The 18831-nt window shown below is 66.0% G+C and carries 19 protein-coding genes; 10 read left to right on the forward strand and 9 right to left on the reverse strand.

Annotated features, from left to right (window positions below):
• The first annotated feature begins 17 nt into the window (after window positions 1–17).
• Window positions 18–1328, forward strand: coding sequence for an alginate O-acetyltransferase AlgX-related protein (locus BAY61_RS28980; protein ID WP_091803007.1), 1311 nt, complete (start codon window positions 18–20; stop codon window positions 1326–1328).
• Here BAY61_RS28980 and BAY61_RS28985 read toward each other — a convergent pair.
• From BAY61_RS28985 to BAY61_RS28995, 3 genes are read right to left on the reverse strand one after another with little or no spacing between them, the layout of a single operon-like run.
• Window positions 1282–2172, reverse strand: coding sequence for a metal ABC transporter permease (locus BAY61_RS28985; protein WP_091803005.1), 891 nt, complete (start codon window positions 2170–2172; stop codon window positions 1282–1284). The genes BAY61_RS28980 and BAY61_RS28985 overlap by 47 nt on opposite strands.
• A 5-nt stretch (window positions 2173–2177) precedes the next feature.
• A complete protein-coding gene (locus tag BAY61_RS28990) occupies window positions 2178–3002 on the reverse strand; it encodes a metal ABC transporter ATP-binding protein (RefSeq protein ID WP_091803003.1) in 825 nt (274 codons plus the stop codon).
• Complete coding sequence (locus BAY61_RS28995) at window positions 3003–3947, reverse strand: metal ABC transporter solute-binding protein, Zn/Mn family (protein ID WP_091803857.1); 945 nt, start codon at window positions 3945–3947, stop codon at window positions 3003–3005.
• Between the two features lie 190 nt (window positions 3948–4137).
• Between BAY61_RS28995 and BAY61_RS29000 the strand changes: the two genes are divergently transcribed.
• The 4 genes from BAY61_RS29000 (at window position 4138) to BAY61_RS29015 (ending at window position 7745) form a co-directional block, all read left to right on the forward strand.
• A complete protein-coding gene (locus tag BAY61_RS29000) occupies window positions 4138–5238 on the forward strand; it encodes a LacI family DNA-binding transcriptional regulator (protein WP_091803854.1) in 1101 nt (366 codons plus the stop codon).
• Between the two features lie 81 nt (window positions 5239–5319).
• Window positions 5320–5817 carry a beta-class carbonic anhydrase gene (locus BAY61_RS29005; RefSeq protein WP_091803002.1) on the forward strand — a complete coding sequence of 166 codons (498 nt, stop codon included), beginning with the start codon at window positions 5320–5322 and terminating at the stop codon, window positions 5815–5817.
• 34 nt (window positions 5818–5851) lie between these two features.
• Entirely contained in the window at window positions 5852–6721 is an 870-nt protein-coding gene (locus BAY61_RS29010; RefSeq protein ID WP_420848791.1) for an HhH-GPD family protein, read from the forward strand.
• A gap of 58 nt (window positions 6722–6779) precedes the next feature.
• Window positions 6780–7745, forward strand: coding sequence for a peptidoglycan recognition protein family protein (locus tag BAY61_RS29015; RefSeq protein WP_091802998.1), 966 nt, complete (start codon window positions 6780–6782; stop codon window positions 7743–7745).
• Here the strand turns inward: BAY61_RS29015 and BAY61_RS29020 are convergent.
• On the reverse strand, window positions 7734–8501 hold the full coding sequence (locus tag BAY61_RS29020) for an alpha/beta fold hydrolase (RefSeq protein ID WP_091802996.1): 768 nt from the start codon (window positions 8499–8501) through the stop codon (window positions 7734–7736). The genes BAY61_RS29015 and BAY61_RS29020 overlap by 12 nt on opposite strands.
• A gap of 13 nt (window positions 8502–8514) precedes the next feature.
• On the opposite strand from BAY61_RS29020, the gene BAY61_RS29025 reads away from it, so the two are divergent.
• Genes BAY61_RS29025 through BAY61_RS29035 form a run of 3 tightly spaced genes read left to right on the forward strand, consistent with a single transcriptional unit; the run spans window position 8515 to window position 11103 of the window.
• On the forward strand, window positions 8515–9960 hold the full coding sequence (locus tag BAY61_RS29025) for a M1 family metallopeptidase (RefSeq protein WP_091802994.1): 1446 nt from the start codon (window positions 8515–8517) through the stop codon (window positions 9958–9960).
• Window positions 9961–9976: 16 nt separating this feature from the next.
• A complete protein-coding gene (locus tag BAY61_RS29030; RefSeq protein WP_091802992.1) occupies window positions 9977–10285 on the forward strand; it encodes an antibiotic biosynthesis monooxygenase family protein in 309 nt (102 codons plus the stop codon).
• Window positions 10285–11103, forward strand: coding sequence for an SIR2 family NAD-dependent protein deacylase (locus tag BAY61_RS29035; RefSeq protein ID WP_245865523.1), 819 nt, complete (start codon window positions 10285–10287; stop codon window positions 11101–11103). The genes BAY61_RS29030 and BAY61_RS29035 overlap by 1 nt, the downstream gene beginning before the upstream one ends.
• A gap of 20 nt (window positions 11104–11123) precedes the next feature.
• Here BAY61_RS29035 and BAY61_RS29040 read toward each other — a convergent pair whose 3' ends face one another.
• Window positions 11124–11378 carry a hypothetical protein gene (locus tag BAY61_RS29040; protein WP_091802989.1) on the reverse strand — a complete coding sequence of 85 codons (255 nt, stop codon included), beginning with the start codon at window positions 11376–11378 and terminating at the stop codon, window positions 11124–11126.
• A gap of 67 nt (window positions 11379–11445) precedes the next feature.
• The gene (locus BAY61_RS29045) at window positions 11446–13998 is read right to left on the reverse strand and encodes an ATP-dependent Clp protease ATP-binding subunit (RefSeq protein ID WP_091802986.1); all 2553 of its coding nucleotides are present in this window, start codon (window positions 13996–13998) and stop codon (window positions 11446–11448) included.
• A gap of 376 nt (window positions 13999–14374) precedes the next feature.
• On the opposite strand from BAY61_RS29045, the gene BAY61_RS29050 reads away from it, so the two are divergent.
• Window positions 14375–15211, forward strand: coding sequence for a (2Fe-2S)-binding protein (locus BAY61_RS29050; RefSeq protein WP_091802983.1), 837 nt, complete (start codon window positions 14375–14377; stop codon window positions 15209–15211).
• 5 nt (window positions 15212–15216) lie between these two features.
• Here the strand turns inward: BAY61_RS29050 and BAY61_RS29055 are convergent, their stop codons facing one another.
• Entirely contained in the window at window positions 15217–15807 is a 591-nt protein-coding gene (locus BAY61_RS29055) for a TIGR03086 family metal-binding protein (RefSeq protein WP_091802980.1), read from the reverse strand.
• Between the two features lie 68 nt (window positions 15808–15875).
• Between BAY61_RS29055 and BAY61_RS29060 the strand changes: the two genes are divergently transcribed.
• The gene (locus BAY61_RS29060; protein WP_091802977.1) at window positions 15876–16667 is read left to right on the forward strand and encodes an AraC family transcriptional regulator; all 792 of its coding nucleotides are present in this window, start codon (window positions 15876–15878) and stop codon (window positions 16665–16667) included.
• 105 nt (window positions 16668–16772) lie between these two features.
• Here the strand turns inward: BAY61_RS29060 and BAY61_RS29065 are convergent, their stop codons facing one another.
• Window positions 16773–17120, reverse strand: coding sequence for a histone-like nucleoid-structuring protein Lsr2 (locus BAY61_RS29065; RefSeq protein ID WP_091802975.1), 348 nt, complete (start codon window positions 17118–17120; stop codon window positions 16773–16775).
• 137 nt (window positions 17121–17257) lie between these two features.
• Complete coding sequence (lysS, locus tag BAY61_RS29070) at window positions 17258–18763, reverse strand: lysine--tRNA ligase (RefSeq protein WP_091802972.1); 1506 nt, start codon at window positions 18761–18763, stop codon at window positions 17258–17260.
• Window positions 18764–18831 lie beyond the last annotated feature (68 nt).

Raw genomic sequence — 18831 nt, forward strand, 5'->3', positions numbered from 1 at the left:
ATGACTAACGTGAGAGCGTGTCCAACCCGCAGCGCGACCTCCCCGCCGTGCACGAGGCATGGTTACCGAGGGAACACGCCCTACACCGGCCCCGGCACGGTGGAAGGCAACTCGTCGCGCTGATCAGTGCGCTGGTGTTCTTCCTCGCGCCCAACCTGATGTGGGTGTTCGGCGCACGGCCTGCCGAGATCGAGAACCACGAGCTGGCCGGGTTTCCCGGCATCACCAGCGGCTGGGCGTTCTTCACCGACCTGCCGACGTGGGCGACCGACCAGCTCGTGTTCAGGGCCGGTGCCATCGAGGCGGCCGACGCGATCAGCAGGACGTTCTTCGGCGAGCCCGCCCCGCTCGATCAGGGCGGCCCAGGCAACTCCGGACCGCTGCCGGGAGACGCACCGCCGACGTCGAGCACGGAAAGCCCGTCTCAGCCGGGCACCACGGAGGCCGAACAGGGCTACCGGAGGGTCATCGAGGGCAAGAACGGCTGGCTCTACTACGGCTACGACGTCGACGGCAAATGCTCACCCAATCGCCCTTTCGCCGAAACACTCGGCAAGGTGGATGAGCTGCGCGGCGCGGTCGAGGACTCGGGGCGGCGATTCGTGTTCGTGGTCGTACCCGACAAGGCGACGATGGTCCCGCAAAACCTGCCGGACGACTACGCGGGCAAGGATTGCGCCATCCCGGCCGGCCGGGAGTTCTGGCGGCTCGTCGGTCAGCAGACGTCGGCGCTCGACCTGCGAGGGAGACTCGCGCAGGCGGAAAGCGTGCTCGGCAAACCCGTGTACTACCCCAACGACTCGCACTGGACCGACGAAGGTTCCATCGTGATGACAAGGGAAATCGCGGAGGCGATCCAGCCGGGTGTGTCAGCGACGTGGCAGAGCCAGGGAGGCGGTTGGGGTATCGGCATGGCCGACCTTGCCCGGCTGCTCGGCCGGACCGAGGACAAGTTCACGCTCACGTACAACCTGCGGCCTGACGGCGTCAACGACCGCACCAGGAACCAGCTGACCAACCTGGACGCTCCGACGCACCTCACCGCCGAGCCCATCGACGCGACCGTCAACGACCGGACACTCATCTTCGGCGACTCGTTCACGGCGGCGTCTTCCAGCTATCTCCCCGCCGGTTTCAGTGACCTGACCATCCTCGGTTACCCCTCCATGGGGGACAACATGACGACCACGATCGACGCGTTCGTCGACTCGGAAGTCGTTGTCGTCCAAGCGATCGAGCGCTCGGTCGCCGGCGGCAACCTGCCCTTCACCGATCAGGGGTTCATCGACCAGGTGCGGAAGGCGATGGCAGCGCGGCCGGTTCGCTGACCGGTTCTTTCCGTGTGCGCCCCCGGAAGTACGCGATGCTTCTGCACACGAGATAGATCAGGAACGAGATGGCGGTGACGAAGAAACTCACCGGCGCACCAGGGGCAAGCGAGAGGATGATGCCGCCGAGCGCGGCTACCTCGGCGAAGACGACGGCAAGCACCGTTGCCTTCCACGGGCTCGCCGTCACTCTCGCGGCAGCGGCCGCGGGGGTCACCATGAGCGCGACGACGAGCAACGCGCCCACGATCTGCACGCCGAGCGCGGTCGCGATGCCCACGAGCACGGCGAAGACAGGGGAGAGCAGGCGAACGGGCACGCCCCGCGCCGTCGCGACGGCGGGGTCGACGGTCGCGAACAGCAGCGGCCGGTAGATCAGCGCGAGTACGGCGAGCACCACAACGGAGGAGATGACGAGCACTGTGACATCGGTGCTGTCGACGGCGACGATCTGTCCGACGAGGATGCCGAACTTGTTCGAGGCCCTTCCCGGGTAGTACCACAGCAGCAGCACACCGAGGCCGAGTCCGAACGAGAGGATGACGCCGATGACCGAGTCGCGATCGGACTCCCTCCCGCCGAGCAGCCCGAGCAGGAGTGCCGCGATCACGGCCCCTGCGAGCGCGCCGTAGCTCACGCCGATACCGATGAGCAACGCGGCGGCGGCACCGGTGAAGGCCAGTTCCGCCGTCCCGTGCACGGCGAAGGACATGCGGCGCATCACGATCAGCGGGCCGAGCACACCGGCGACGAGGCCGAGTACGGCCGCGGCGAGCAGCGCCGTCTGCACGAAGTCGATGCCGAGCAGTTTCGCCGTGAGTTCGAAGTCGAACAGCTTGTCCATGCCGGTCAATGCACCCGTTCGTCAGCGTGGTGATGCACCTGGTCCTCGCAGAGGGCGCTCTGGGTGCCCGCGACGTGGATCTGCCCGCCGACCTTGATGACCTCGATCTTCGCTCCGTACAGTTCGGACAGCGTGGCCGAGTTCATCACCTCGTCCGGCTTGCCGATCCTGAATTGACCGTTGACCAGGTAGAGCACTCGATCCACATAGGACAGGATCGGATTGATCTCGTGGGTGACGAAGAGGACGGCCGTTTCGGCTTCCCTGCGCCGCTTGTCGATGAGCTCGCTGACGATGCGCTGGTGGGTGAGGTCGAGCGAGGCGAGCGGTTCGTCGCACAACAGCAGTTCCGGCTCGCCGATGAGAGCCTGCGCGACACGTAGCCGCTGCTGTTCGCCTCCGGAGAGCCTGCCGACAGGAGAGGTGGCATAGGACTCGGCACCGACGGAGGCGACAGCGGCATCGACCTTGCGCCGCCGCGCACCCATACCTCTCAGGCCGACGCCCCAGTGATGCCCGTCGAGACCGAGACCGACGAGGTCGGTACCGCGCAGCGTGAGCGCCTCGTCCATCGCGCGCTGCTGCGGGATGTAGCCGACCTTGTTGTTGCCCCTGCCCGGCGGCCTTCCCACGACACTGACCTTGCCCTCGCTCAGCGAGTTGAGCCCGAGCAACACCCTGAGCAAGCTGGTTTTTCCCGAGCCGTTGGGTCCGAGCACGGCGAGGAATTCGCCGGGCTCGACCTTGAGGTCGAGCCCGGACCACAGGGTGCGCTCGCCGAAGCGCAACGCCGCTTCCCCGATCTCGACCGGCAGGCTGGGTTGGCTCATCTAGGTGTTCAGGGCTCCCGACAACGCGTCAATCTGACCACTCATCCACGAAATGTAGTCGGTGACTCCTTCGGGAAGTGTCTCGGTCAGGTTCACGACCGGCACGCCCGCGCTCTTGGCCTGGTCGGTGATCTTCGTCGTCACCGGCGTGACCGTCTGTTCGTTGTTGACGACGGCCGCGACCTGCTTGCCCGTGACAAGCTGGCTCATCTCCTCCTGAGCCGCGACGGGTACGTCGGTCTCGTTCTCGATGGCGTTCGCGAAATCGGGTGGGGTGATGTCTTCGATGTGCGCCGATTCGAGCAGGTAGTGCGCGACGGGCTCGGTGGCGACGACCTTGGTGCCGTCATGTTCATCACCGATCCGGGTGAGGCTCTGGTTCAGCTCGTCGAGCTCGCCCTTGAACGCGGCGGCGTTGTCGGCGAATTCCTGCTTGGCTCCCGGGTCGACCTCGCCGAAGCTCGCGGCGAGCTGGTCGGCGACCTCGCCGACCGTGGTCAGGTCGTACCAGACGTGCTCGTTGCCCTCACCATGCTCGTGCCCGTGGTCATGCCCGTGGTCGTGGTCGTGGCCCTCCTCGGAGTCGGCGACCGCGACGACGGACTTCGCCTCGGGAGCCTGTTCAGCCATCTTGGTGAAGAAGTCGTCGTAGCCGCCGCCGTTGGAGACGAGCACGTCGGCAGTGGTGACCTCGGCAGCGTCGGCGGCGGTTGCCTGGTAGGAGTGCGGATCGGCGCTGGGATCGTCGATGATCGAGGTGATGGCGACCTTGTCGCCTCCGACGGCGGCCGCGACGCTGCCCCATACGTTGGTGGAGGCGATCACCGCGATCCGGCCGTCAGCGGCACCGCCGTCCTCGCCGCTCCCGCATGCGGCGACGGCCGCGAGCAGCCCTGTGACCATCGGGACCGCGACCAGCAGCCGTCTCCCGCGCGAAGCGTTCATCGACATCCTCACTCAGCAATTCCTCGTAATGACAGGGAGTGTAGATAATGGAAACCATTGTCGTCTAAAGCGTACCCCCAACGAGTGCCGGATCCCACGACCGCGCGATACGCATCACGACGGAACGTGCGACGTGACGGGAGAGAGGGCGGAACTTCTGCATCCGCTTCTGAACCGTTACGGTTTGTTCATGAACCGGCCGATACGAACCAGGCGGCAGGCAACGCTCGCATCGCTGGCCGCCGAATTGGGCGTGTCCAGGACAACCGTGTCGAATGCCTACAACCGGCCGGACCAACTCTCCCCCGAACTACGCAGACGGGTGCTTGAGACGGCTCGCAGGCTCGGCTACCCCGGCCCCGACCCGGTCGCCCGCTCGCTTCGCACTCGCAAGGCAGGCGCCGTGGGCCTGCTGCTCACCGAGAACCTCTCCTACGCCTTTCGCGATCCCGCGGCCGTCGGTGTCCTCGAAGGACTCGCGCTGGCCTGCGAGGACGCCGGCGTCGGGCTGCATCTCGTCCCCGCGAGCCCCGGAAGGGAAGACCTCGCCGCCGTGCACCGTGCCGGTGTCGACGGTTTCGTCGTGTACTCCGTTCCCGACGACGACCCTCACCTCGCCGCCGTCCTGCAACGACCGGTTCCCACCGTGATCGTCGACCAACCCCAGGTCGACGGCATCGACAGGGTCGGCCCCGACGACGACAACGCCACGACGACGCTCGCGAGCCATCTCGTCGACCTCGGTCACCGCCAGGTCGGCGTGCTGTGCATGCGGCTTGCCCGCGACCGCAACGACGGTTTCGTCTCGGTCGAGCGCCAGGAGCAGGCGCATTACCACGTGCAGCGCACGAGGCTCGCCGCACTCGCTCGCACCTTCGCCAAGGCCGGTGTCGACTGGCAGACCGTGCCGGTGGTCGAACGCTTCGAGCACACCGTCGACGACGGGGCTTCCGCCGCACGGCAACTGCTCGACACCTACCCCCGCGTGACCGCACTCATCTGCACATCGGACATCCTCGCCCTCGGCGCGCTCGCCGAGGCGGGCCGTCGCGGGTTGCGAGTTCCCGCCGACCTGACCATCACCGGGTTCGACGGCATCTCGGAAGCGACGAGGGCCGGGCTCACCACCGTCCACCAGCCGGTTCTCGAAAAGGGAAGGGCTGCGGGCAAGCTGCTGCTCGGGGCTGGCGACAGGGTGAGCCCGAAGGTGATCACGCTGCCGACCGAGCTGCGGATCGGCACGACCTCAGCGCCCCCGAGGACCGCGGAGGAGCGCTGGTTCGGGCCATAGCGTCAACAAACTCGACCTGGTCGGGGTGACGTTTCTCCGAACATCTTGTGCGGTGCGTAGCCACCTCGCTCCAATGGACGCATGACATCCATCGACGTATTGCTCAAACGCAATACCGAACTCAGCAACGCGGTACGAGGCGACCGGTCATCGCCCCGCCCCTCGCTCAACGTGGCGATCCTGACGTGCATGGACGCCCGGATCCGCGTCTTCGAGATTTTCGGCCTGCTCCAGGGTGAGGCGCACGTGCTGAGGAACGCGGGCGGCGTCGTCACCGACGACATGGTCCGCTCGCTCGCGCTGAGCCAGCGGAAGCTCGGCACCCGCGAGGTGCTAGTCGTGCAGCACACCAACTGCGGTCTGAGCATGGTGACCGAGGACAGCTTCAAGGACGAACTCGAAGAAGCGGGCGGCCTGCGGCCGACCTGGGCCGTCGAGGCGTTCCGCGACGTGAGCGCGTCCGTCGCGCAGTCGGTGAGGAGGGTCCGGCGCAGCGCGTACCTCCCGCACACCGACCTCGTCCGCGGGTTCGTGTACGACGTGCACACGGGCACGCTCACCGAGGTCCCCGCCGAATAGGACATCCTTGGCGGCTACTCTCGCCGGCGTGCCCATCGAAGCCGACATCCTGATCGATTGGTTCGACGAGCACGGCAGGGACCTGCCGTGGCGGCACCCCGAGTGCACCCCGTGGGGCGTGCTGGTCAGCGAGATCATGCTGCAACAAACACCGGTCGCGAGGGTACAGCCGGTCTGGCTGGAATGGCTGGACCGCTGGCCCCGCCCTTCCTCGCTCGCCTCGGCGAGTCAGGGCGAGGTTCTGCGAGCGTGGGGAAAGCTCGGTTACCCGAGGCGCGCGCTTCGCCTGCACGCGGCGGCCTCGGCTATCGCGACCGAGCACGGCGACCGGGTTCCTGACGACGTCGACACCTTGCTCGCCCTGCCTGGAATCGGCGCCTACACGGCAAGAGCCGTGGCCGCGTTCGCCTACGGCAAACGGGCTCCCGTCGTCGACACCAACGTCAGGAGGGTCGTCGCGAGGGCCGTCCACGGTGCGGGCGACGCGGGCCCCGCTTCGAACACCCGCGACATGGCCGACGTCGAGGCACTGCTCCCCAGCTCCGACACCCCCGCCGCCCGGTTCTCCGCCGCCATCATGGAACTCGGCGCCCTGGTGTGCACGGCCCGCTCCCCTCGCTGCGCCGACTGTCCGCTGACCGGGTTGTGCGCGTGGCAGCGAGCGGGTAAACCGGCCTATTCGGGACCGGCCAAACCGGTGCAGAAGTTCGCGGGAACCGACCGCCAGGTGAGAGGACTGCTGCTCGACGTACTCCGGAATACGAGCGGACCGGTCGCGAAAACCGCACTCGACGCCGTCTGGTCCAAATCGGGACAACGGGACCGATGCCTGCATTCCCTGTTGGAAGACGGCCTCGTCGAACAGACAACCGACGGCCATTTCGCCCTTCCCGGGGAACATTGACACAAAGCACGCGAATTTTGTTAGCGTTTCTCCCCTCCGTACAGCGAGGGAGATCACCATGGCCCCGAAGCCAGGATTCGACCGGCGCGCGTTGTTCAAGGGAGGGCTCGCGGTCACCGCGATCGGATCGCTCGGCGCACTGCATGCCACCCCGGCGAGCGCGGACGGCCGCAAGGTCGCCGCACCGGTCATCCACGGCACCGAAGTCTGGGGAGCGCGGCAACCCGACCAGCCCATCGACATCCTCGATCGAACACCGACCTACATCGTCGTCCACCACACCGTAGAACCGGGAAACACCGACGATTTCTCGCGCGAACGCGCTTTCAAGATCTCGCGCGACATTCAGACTTTCCACATGGACACGCGGGGCTGGGGTGACAGCGGCCAGCAGTTCACCAACAGCAGGGGCGGGTTCATCACCGAGGGAAGGCACCACAGTCTCGACGCCCTTCGCAGCGGGGTGCAACACGTTCTCGGCGCCAACGTCGCGGACCACAACAGCGAGGTCGTCGGCATCGAAAACGAGGGGCTCTACACCGAGGTCGACGTGCCGAAGGCGCTGTGGGACTCGCTCGTCTCGCTCGTCGCCTACATGGCCGATCAGTACGGCATCACGCCCGAGTTCATCAAGGGCCACCGGGATTTCAACTCGACGGAGTGCCCAGGCGGCGTGCTCTACGGCAGGCTTCCCGAGCTGCGGGTCGCCGTGGGGGCCGAGCTCGGGGTGAAAGTGGATCAGCCGACCGAGTGGCCGCTGCTCAAACCCGGAGACAGCGGCGAGAAGGTCAGGATCGCGCAGGAGCTGCTGCGATCCAGGGGAGCGAACGTCATGGTGGACGGGGTCTTCGGCGAACCGACGGCCGAGGCTGTGCGGTCGCTCGCCGAGGCGAACGGCGTTGGTGTTCCGAGTTGTTCGGCGGCGACACTGTCCGACGAGCGGGCCTTCCTCGGCTCCGACATCTGGCCGCTGCTCTCCTCGGACACCGACCGGCAGGCGCTCAAGGAGCGGTTAGCGGGCTAGAACCTCGGAGAGGAACGCCTCGACCGCGCCTCGGTATTCGAGTGGAGCGTCGTCATGCACGACGTGTCCAGCACCCGCGACGACGAGGTGCTTTCCCCCTCCTGGCACCCTGCGCGCCAGTTCGGCCTGCTGACCTTCCGGCATGAACGTGTGCTCCGCTTCGACGACGAGCACCGGGCACTCCACCTTGTCCACATAGGACCAGTAGTCCCTTCGGCCCCACTCCCGCGCGATCAGGTAGAGGTCGTCGAGATTCGCGATCAGGTGGTAACCGTCCTGCTTTTCTTCGACACATTCGGTGAAATAGTCGCCGGTGCTTCCGAAGAACTCTCGTACGTGCGCGAGCGATCGGAACGGGACGGGCCACGACTCGAAGTAACCCCGCCACGCGTCGACGGTCCTTCCCCGCTGATCCGGAGCCATGTCCTCGACGACGACAGCGGTCACCAATTCGGGCCTTGTTGCCGCGAGCACGAGCGCGTGCAGTCCTCCCATCGAGTGACCGATCACGATCGCCGGTCCCGCGCCGATGTCCGTGATCAGTTGGGCGACGTCCTCGGCGAATTCCTCGGTCCGCCAACCGCCACGACGCGGCGACCTGCCGTGTCCCCTCGCGTCGAAACCGACAACCCTGCCGTATTCGGTGAGCCAGCGCGCGGTCTGCCACCAGGTGGTGGCTCTGCCCATCAGCCCGTGGAGGAGCACGATCGGCCGACCTTCTCCGCCGAACTCGATGACACCTTCACACTCTGGCATCTAGGCTCCGTTCATGTTCTCCCGCCGCGTGCGGACCGTCCTGCTCGGCGGCCTCATCTGCACCTGCACCCTAACCGCATGCTCATCGCCTGAACCGCCGCGCGAGGACGCTGCGCCCGCGCCGTCGCAACCGGGCGAAGGCGCCGACGGCATCGGGGATCCCTATTACCCCGCCGACGGCAATGGCGGCTACGACGCGCTCGACTACGCGGTGACCATCGATTACAACCCAGGCAACGGGATCCTCGACGGGGACACCACGGTGACAGCCAAGGCGACGGAAGACCTCGAACGGTTCAACCTCGACCTGCGTGGATTCACCGTCGCTTCCGTCGAAGTCGACGGCGAGGAAGCGGAGTTCGCGAGGGAAGGTGATGCCGAACTGGTGATCACCCCGGACCAACCGCTCGCGGGCGGTGACGAGTTCACGACGAGGGTGCGCTACACGGGCGAACCGGTCGCGGCGGCCGAAGGCCAGCTCGGTGGCAACGGCTGGCACCGCACCGCCTCCGGCGGGGCATTCGTGATCGGCGAACCACAGTCGGCCTCGTACTGGTATCCGGTCAACGAACACCCGAGTGACAAGGCGGCCTTCCACCTCACGGCGACCGTCCCCGAGGAATGGACCGCGGTTTCCATCGGCCGCAAGGAAAGCGAATCGACCAAAGCGGGGAAGACGACGACGACCTGGGCCGAACCCGACCCGATCGCCAGCTACCTCACGGTGCTCGCGATCGACAGGTTCACCGTCGACGAAAGCAGACTCGCCGACGGCACGCCGGTGCTCGACGCCTACGCTCCCGGCGCGGAGGGCATCAAGGAGGACGCGGCCCGCGTCGGTGAGATCATCGACTTCCTGTCCGGCAAGTTCGGCGAGTATCCGGCCAACGCGGCAGGCGGCATCTATCTCGGTGAGCACGTCGGTTATTCGCTGGAGACGCAGGGCAGGCCGATCTACACTCGCTCAGCCGATCTGGAGACGATCGTCCACGAGCTGGCCCACCAGTGGTACGGCAACTCGGTATCCGTCGAGTCGTGGGCAGACATCTGTCTCAACGAATGCCTCGCCAGTTATTCGCAATGGCTGTGGGCGGAAGGCAAGGAGGGCGCCGACCTCGACGCCCGGTACCGCGCGACCGTCGAGCAACTTCGCGCCGACAGTGGGTTCTGGGGACAGCAGCTCTACGACATGGGGTCCGGTAAGGAATTCGAAGGCGTCTACGACAAGGGCATCCTGGCAATGCACGCGCTGCGCAGGGCGATCGGCGAGGAGGCGTTCGACAAGGTGCTCACCGGCTGGCCGGAAGAGCACCGCAACAGCAACGCGAGCTGGCTGGACTTCGAAGCCTACGTATCCGAGGTCGCAGGCACGGATCTCACCGCGTTCTTCCAAGCGTGGTTCCACGGCACCGAGCTGCCGGGTGACGAGCACCTCTATCCGGGTTCGCTCAGCCGCTGACGCCTACGCTTGTGGCATGGCTGTCGTGAAGATCAACGCAATTGAGGTCCCCGAAGGCGCAGGTCCCGAGCTGGAGAAGCGCTTCGCGGCGAGGCTGCACGCCGTGGACTCGCAGCCGGGTTTCCTCGGCTTCGAGCTGCTGCGTCCCGTTTCCGGGGACGACCGCTACTTCGTCTACACGAAGTGGGAGACCGAGGAACACTTCCAGGCATGGGCGAAGGGTCCCGCACGCGAGGCACACGCGGGTGAGCGGGCCAAGCCGGTGGCGAGCGGGGCGAGCCTGCTCGAATTCGAGGTGGTGCAGAGCTCGGGCCCCAAGGCCTAGTGAGGGAACAACTACAGCGCGCCGCCGAGCTGATCGACTCGGCGGACGCGCTGTTCGTCTGTGCGGGCGCGGGCATGGGCGTCGACTCCGGGCTTCCGGATTTTCGTGGAGCGGAAGGTTTCTGGCGGGCCTACCCTCCCTACGCGAAGCTCGGTTTGCGCTTCGACGAGCTGGCCGATCCACGGCATTTCGCGGCTGATCCCGAGCTCGCATGGGGTTTCTTCGGTCACCGGCACGCGTTGTATCGCGCGACGACGCCCCATGAGGGCTTCGGGCTGCTGCGCTCGTGGGGCGGCGGAACGCGCGGCGGAGTGCGCGTCTTTACGTCCAATGTGGATGGACAGTTTCAGTCGGCCGGCTTCGAGTCCGTCGCCGAAGTTCACGGCTCGATTCGTCATCTCCAGTGTTTTGCCAGGTGCACGACGGATATCTGGCCGTTCGACACCGGTGTCCGCGTCGACGCCGACACGATGCGTGCCGTAGGGCCGCTGCCGAGTTGCCGTCGATGTGGCGAACTCGCCCGACCCAACATCCTCATGTTCGACGACCTCGGCTGGATACCCGACAGGACGAAGGGTCAGCTCGACGAGCTTCGCGAGTGGAGAGCAAGCCACCGCGACGCCGTCGTCATCGAGATAGGTGCCGGACTCGCGGTGCCGACGGTGCGGAGGCAGGCGGAGCTGGCCAGCGCCGCGAGTGCCGCGTTGATCCGCATCAACCCGCGTGAGGCGGGAGTCAGGCACGGCAGGGGGATTTCCGTTGAGGCGGATGCGCTTCCCGCGCTGCGTGCCATCGACGCCCTGCTTACCGGGGGCTGACGAGTCACGGCACGGAGGTGTCAGCCTCGTTCGGCTGGTTGGGTCGTGTGGGTCTGGCTGCGAACCTCGTTGGCCTGAGCGCGGAACTCGGCGGCCTGGGTGCGGAACTCGCCGACCTGGCTGCGAATCTCGGCAGCCTGAGCGCGGAACTCGCCGACCTGGCTGCGAATCTCGGCAGCCTGAGCGCGGATCTCGCCGACCTGGATGCGGAACTCGACGCACTGGGCACCCCGACGCCCGCGCGCTGCCGCGCCACCCCCGCCCGGGCGACACACCGGGCGACCCGGACACACAAACGCACCCCCGCGCTCCAGGCGCGGGGGTGCGTTTGTTCTCGCCTACTTACTCGTTCTCGGCCTCGCCGGCTTCCTCACCGCTGGCCGCACCGATGCTCACCGGAGGAGCGTCGGGGACGTCAAGCGGCTTGGCTTCGCCCCGGAAGGTGAAGTTGGCCTTGTCGTCACGCTCGTCGTCGACTTCCCAGTTCTCGACGTCGACGATGATGATCTGACCCGGCTGGACCTCGCCGAAGAGGATCTTCTCGGAGAGCTGATCCTCGATCTCGCGCTGGATGGTCCTGCGCAGCGGGCGGGCGCCCAGCACGGGGTCGAACCCGCGCTTGGCCAGCAGCGCCTTGGCCTTGTCGGTGAGCTCCAGCTCCATGTCCTTGCCCCGGAGCTGGGTCTCCACCCTGGTGATCATCAGGTCGACCATTTCGATGATCTGGTCGCGGGTCAATTGGTGGAAGACGATGATGTCATCGATCCGGTTGAGGAACTCAGGCCGGAAGTGCTTCTTCATCTCCTCGTTGACCTTTTGCTTCATCTTCTCGTACTTCGACCCGTCGTCGTTGGCCGAAGAGAAGCCCAGGCTCACGGACTTGGAGATGTCCTGCGTACCCAGGTTCGACGTGAAGATCAGCACGGTGTTCTTGAAGTCGACCGTACGGCCCTGCCCATCGGTGAGCCTGCCGTCTTCGAGCACCTGCAACAGGGTGTTGTAGATCTCCTGGTGCGCCTTCTCGATCTCGTCGAACAGCACCACGGAGAACGGCTTGCGGCGCACCTTCTCGGTGAGCTGCCCGCCCTCTTCGTAGCCGACGTAGCCGGGAGGGGCACCAAACAGCCGCGAAGCGGTGTAGCGGTCGTGGAACTCGCCCATGTCGATCTGGATGAGCGCGTCGTCCTCGCCGAACAGGAAGGCGGCCAGCGCCTTCGACAGCTCGGTCTTACCGACACCGGACGGGCCCGCGAAGATGAACGATCCCGAAGGCCGCTTCGGGTCCTTCAACCCGGCACGGGTCCTGCGGATCGCCTGCGAAACCGCCTTGACCGCGTCTTCCTGGCCGATGATCCGCTTGTGCAGCTCATCTTCCATCCGCAGCAGCCTGGTGGTCTCTTCCTCGGTGAGCTTGAAGACCGGGATGCCGGTCCAGTTGGCGAGCACCTCGGCGATCTGCTCGTCGTCGACCTCGGCGACGACGTCGAGGTCGCCGTCCTTCCACTGCTTCTCGCGCTCGGACTTCTGGCCGAGCAGGGTCTTCTCCTCGTCGCGCAGCCGCGCGGCGCGCTCGAAGTCCTGCGCGTCGATGGCCGATTCCTTGTCCCTGCGCACGTCGGCGATCTTCTCGTCGAACTCACGCAGGTCCGGCGGCGCGGTCATCCTGCGGATACGCATCCGCGCACCGGCCTCGTCGATCAGGTCGATGGCCTTGTCCGGCAGGAACCGGTCGTTGATGTAGCGGTCGGCGAGCGTGGCCGCCGCCACCAGCGCGGAGTCGGTGATCGACACCCTGTGGTGCGCCTCGTACCGGTCGCGCAGCCCCTTCAGGATCTCGATGGTGTGCTCAAGCGAGGGCTCACCGACCTGAATGGGCTGGAACCGGCGCTCAAGCGCCGCGTCCTTCTCGATGTACTTGCGGTACTCCTCAAGGGTGGTCGCACCGATGGTCTGCAACTCACCCCGCGCGAGCATCGGCTTGAGGATGCTCGCGGCGTCTATCGCGCCTTCGGCGGCACCCGCGCCGACGAGCGTGTGCAGCTCGTCGATGAACAGGATGATGTCGCCGCGGGTCTTGATCTCCTTGAGGACCTTCTTCAGCCGCTCTTCGAAGTCACCGCGGTACCGCGAGCCCGCGACGAGCGAGCCGAGGTCGAGTGTGTAGAGCTGCTTGTCCTTGAGCGTCTCGGGCACCTCGCCCTTGACGATGTTCTGTGCGAGACCCTCGACGACCGCGGTCTTGCCGACGCCGGGCTCACCGATCAGCACCGGGTTGTTCTTGGTGCGCCGCGAGAGCACCTGCATGACGCGCTCGATCTCCTTGCTGCGCCCGATGACCGGGTCCAGCTTTCCTTCCCGCGCCGAGGCGGTCAGGTTGCGACCGAACTGGTCCAGCACCAGCGACGAGGACGGCGTGCCCTCGCCACGGCCGCTACCCGCCTCGGCGGGCTCCTTGCCCTGGTAGCCGGACAGCAGCTGCAACACCTGCTGGCGAACCCTGTTCAGGTCGGCGCCGAGCTTGACCAGCACCTGAGCGGCGACACCCTCGCCCTCGCGGATCAGGCCGAGCAGGATGTGCTCCGTGCCGATGTAGTTGTGGCCGAGCTGCAACGCCTCCCGCAGCGACAGCTCAAGCACCTTCTTGGCACGCGGCGTGAAGGGAATGTGTCCGCTCGGGGCCTGCTGCCCCTGGCCGATGATCTCCTCGACCTGCTGACGGACGCCCTCAAGCGCGATACCCAACGATTCGAGCGCCTTGGCGGCGACACCTTCACCCTCATGGATCAGACCCAGGAGGATGTGTTCGGTGCCGATGTAGTTGTGGTTGAGCATCCGGGCCTCTTCCTGGGCCAGGACAACCACCCGCCTCGCGCGGTCGGTGAACCTTTCGAACATTCCCACTCCCTCGACTGCTGCGCCGGCGGCCCGATCTCTTCACCCGGTACTCGCCATCGGTGATGAGTTCGGCACCGTGAGACCACTGTAGTAGCCATGCGCTCGCGTCGGCGTACCACTAGGCCCGAATCAACCCCGCGCAAGCCACCTCTTCTTCGGCCGCTCTCCGGCCGGGCGACTCTCTTATCGCAGGCTGCTGACGTATGGAACAACGCCGAGCCCCCGCTCCGGATTCCGTTGGCAGCCCTTGTCCGCTCACCGCGAACAGCCCGCGTGGCGACATCGCTCGTTCGAGGTGCCCCCGCCATCCGGGCCGCGCGTCACCAGTAAGGTAAGGCAGACCTAATCGCCCGAATGGACCAGCGGAGGCAAGTGCGTGGCCGTCGACCGCTCACTCCGTGATGCTCAACACATTCGCGCGGATCTCGACTCCCTCGGCGGCTCGCTGGCGAGGGTAGCGAGGTTCCAGCATCGGTTCGAGCTGCGTACGACGTTGCCGGAGGCCGAGTCGTGGTGGCGATGCTCCGACCTCCTCGCGAACCCGGAGACTTTCCTCGAATGGCGCAGGCGACTCGGCGCGTGGCTACTCGCGGAACACGGAGCGCAGGACGCCAGGACCACCGCCGGCTACATCATGTCCTGGTACCTCAGGGTCCCCGCCTACCTCGGCGCGTTGCTGCTCCACCACGAGCGCAGGGTCCCCTCGCTCCGCCCCGAAGAACTCGCCGTGCGGATAGCCGACCACGGAAGGCCGGAGCCGGTTGGACTCGCCGCGCTCGGCGGCTCCTTCTACTGTCTGCCGCTCGACCCCGGCTCGGCGCGGCCGGAGGCGACCGTCGTCGCCGACGAGCGCGCGCTGGCGGCGATCCTGCGCGCCAGGTACACGGCGCACGCGGCCCGGTTCGTCAGGGCGTACGGGAAGGTGAGCCCGCTCGGCAGCCGCATGCTGTGGGCCGCGGCCACCGACGCGCTCGACACGTCACTGTGGTGGGCGGGACGCGATGGTGGCGACGAGGGCGCGGGAGTCGCCGACGCCGCGCTCGTGCTCGGATCCCGTTTCGCACCACTGACCTCGGCCTCGACCCTGCACATGGGCGAAACCGAAGCGGGGAAAGGCTGGTGCCGGATGCGTGAGAGTTGCTGCTTCAGCTACCTGCTTCCCCAGCAGGACGAATGTGCCGAATGCCCGAGGCTGCGTAAGCGCGCCCGTTGAATCCGTCACGCCTGCGGGCTCCACGAAGGTGACCTGCCCGCGGCACCCAGCGCCTTTTCGAGCGAGCTAGCCGCCGCACCGACGGCGACCTCGTCACCGAAGACCTTCATCAGCCTTCCCTGTTCCGCCATGTCGGCCATGACCCGCTCGATGGCCTCGGCGGCGTCCTCAGCATCAGGCGGTCGCTGTCGTGTCGCCTTCGCGAGATCCCATCCGTGCAGCACCAGTTCACACAGCACCATGGCGCCGATCATCGAAGCGGGCCGCGACGGCCCTCCCATCGACGTCGTGCCCTGCCACGCCTCGTCGGCCGACAGGGCATCGAGAAGATCCTCCGTTTGCTTGCCAAGCCGCTCCGCCCAGTCGGACCGCACCAGGTCGGCGGAGGATTCGCCGCCGTCGGCCCCCGGCGGAGGCTGCTTCCTGGCTGCCGAAGCCAGCCTCGGCCCCCAATAAAGAAGGTGATTGCACAGTGCCTTCACGTCGTAGTCGGTGCACGGCGTAGGCGCGGTGAGCTGATCGGGCCTGATGCCTTCGACGATGCGGTGGAATTCGGCCGCGGCCGAGCGAAGCGCCCCACGTACTTGTTCTGACATGCGGCAAGTACAACCGGCGCACACCCGCTCTGTCTTGAAGAAACGCGTCACGACCTAGGCTCACGAGTGTGGAACGGGTGCCGCAGGGGATATTGAACGAACGCCTCGCGGAAGGCCGGTTCGACCTGAGCAGGCACGAACCCGCTGAAAGTCTTCGCTCCTTCGTTCAGTACTACTGGCTCGTGCGGTGGGACCTTCACGGCAAGCCGGACCACGAGCAGCGGGTGCTTCCCAATCTCTCCGTGCACGTCTCGTTCAGTCCCGCGGCTTCCGGGGTGTGGGCACCGAGCGAGGATGTGTTCTCGTACCGGCTCTCCGGCAAAGGACACGTGCTCGGCGTGCGCTTTCATCCGGGCTGTTTCCGCTCGTTCCTCGCCGGACCTGTCTCGGCGTTGCCCGGCAAGCACGTTCCGCTCGAAGCCGTGTTCGGCGAGGCGGGGAAAGCGACGGAAGCCGCGATCCTCACGAACGAGGACGCAGGTGAGATGGTCGCGCTCGCGAACTCCCTGTTGTGCACGAAGGCGCGGACGCCGACCTCCTCCGAGCTTCGTGCCCGCGAGGCGGTCAGTGCCATCGCGGTCGACCCTTCGATCACCAAGGTCGGTCAGCTCAGCGAGGCGACCGGGCTTTCGGTTCGGTCGCTACAGCGGTTGTTCACGGACTGCGTCGGCGTCAGTCCCAAATGGGCGATCCAGGTCTACCGGCTCAACGAGGCCGCGAAACGGCTGGCCGAAGAGCCCGGCCTCCATAGCGCCTCACTAGCCGCGACACTCGGCTACAGCGACCAGGCCCATTTCACGCGGAGTTTCACCGCGGCGATCGGCACACCGCCCTCGGCGTACGGCCGAAACCAGATCTGAGGAAAAAGTGACAAAGACCGCCTCCCTGCCTGATGGCCGAGAGGCGGTCTTGTGAAGTCAATTCGCGGTCATCCGACCCACCTCGGATTAACTGAAACGCGAATTTCAGTTCTTTCGGTGATAGGCGTCAACGACTTCCGAAGGGATACGCCCCCTGTCGGAAACGTCGAAACCGTTCTTCCTCGCCCACGCACGAATGGCCTGATTCTGTTCCCGATCAACCGCGGCGGAACGACCTGCCTGCTTGGCTCCCGCCCGCACGGGGCCCCGCTTACGGCCGCCGGAACGACGAGCGTGCTCCACATACTGGGCAAGCGCGTCCCGCAATTCTTCGGCGTTATCCGTCGAGAGGTCGATCTCGTAGCTGACGCCATCAAGCCCGAACTCTACGGTCTCTTCCGCCTCAGACCCGTCCAGATCATCGACGAGTGAGACAAGGACCTTCTGCGCCATCAGTTTCCTCCTGTTTAAGCCCAGCGGCAGATAGCGTGCCGACTGCACACCGGTCTAAAGTCTTGACGTAACACATTACTACCTGTTGGCACGAGCAAAGGCAAATCAACTTCTACCGAAAGAGATAGCGCGGCAAGCTATTCGGGACGGACCAGCGGAAACAGGATCGTTTCCCGGATACCGAGACCTGTGAGAGCCATCAGCAAGCGGTCGACTCCCATTCCGGCACCACCGCTCGGCGGCATTCCGTACTCAAGCGCGCGCAGGAAATCCTCGTCGAGCCGCATGGCCTCACTGTCCCCCTTGGCAGCGAGCATTGCCTGCTCAGTGAGGCGTTCCCGCTCGACAACGGGATCGACCAGCTCCGAGTAACCCGTGGCGAGCTCGAATCCCCTGACGTAGAGGTCCCATTTCTCGGCAACCCCGTCGACACTACGGTGCTGCCTGGTCAACGGGGACGTTTCCACCGGAAAGTCGCGGACGAATGTCGGAGCGTGGAGATGATCGCCGACGAGATGTTCCCACAGTTCTTCGACGAGCTTGCCGTGACCGAGCTTCGGGTCGACTTCCAGCCCCTGGGCTTCGGCGAAGGAGTGCAGTTTCTCCGCTGTCGTTTCCGGGGTCACTTCTTCACCGAGCGCATCCGACAGCGAGCCGTACATTGTCATTGCCGCCCACTCGCCGGATAGGTCGTACTCGGTTCCGTCATTGAGCGTGACAACTTGTGAACCAAATGCGGCTTCGGCTGCTTCTTGCACCAGCTCTCTGGTGAACACACCGATTGTGTCGTAGGTCGCATAGGCTTCGTAGTATTCGAGCATCGCGAACTCAGGCGAATGGGATGAGTCGCTGCCCTCATTACGGAAGTTGCGGTTGATCTCGAAGACCTTCTCGATCCCGCCTACCACACATCGCTTGAGATACAGCTCCGGTGCGATGCGGAGGTAAAGGTCCAAGTCAAAGGCATTGGAATGGGTGACGAATGGCCTCGCGGAAGCTCCACCGTGCAAGGTCTGCAACATCGGAGTCTCGACCTCGGTGAATCCACGCCGATGGAAGGAATCGCGGAGCGCGCGCATCACCGTCGCCCGCGTCTGCACCACGTCGCGAGCCTTCGGCCGCACGATCAGGTCGACGTAGCGCTGCCGGATCCGCGTCTCCTCCGCGAGTTCCTTGTGGACGACGGGTAGCGGGCGCAGCGCCTTGGACGTCAACTGCCAGCTCTCGGCGAGCACCGACAGCTCGCCTCGCCGCGACGTGATGACCTCACCGCGCACGAAGACGTGGTCGCCGAGGTCGACGTCGCTCTTCCAGGCCGCGAGCGACTCCTCGCCGACCTTCGCCAGGCTCAGCATGGCCTGTAGTTCGGTGCCGTCACCCTCGCGCAGCGTCGCGAAGCACAGCTTGCCCGTATTGCGGAGGAACATGACCCTGCCGGTGACCCCGACCTCGACGCCGGTCTGCGTGTCGGCAGGCAGTTCGGGGAACTCAGCGCGGATCTGAGCCAGCGTGTGGGTGCGGGGCACCTCGACGGGATACGGTTCGGCACCCTCGGCCAGAATCCGGTCACGCTTGTCCCTGCGCACCCGCATCTGTTCCGGAAGGTCTTCCTCGTTCTGGGGGCGCTCGGGAACATCGCTCATGAGGCCATAGGGTACGAACGACCTTCCCGGCCCCGTACACCGGTTGGTCCTTGTGTGCTCCACCACGA

The sequence above is a fragment of the Prauserella marina genome, assembly GCF_002240355.1.
GTDB lineage: Bacteria > Actinomycetota > Actinomycetes > Mycobacteriales > Pseudonocardiaceae > Prauserella_A > Prauserella_A marina.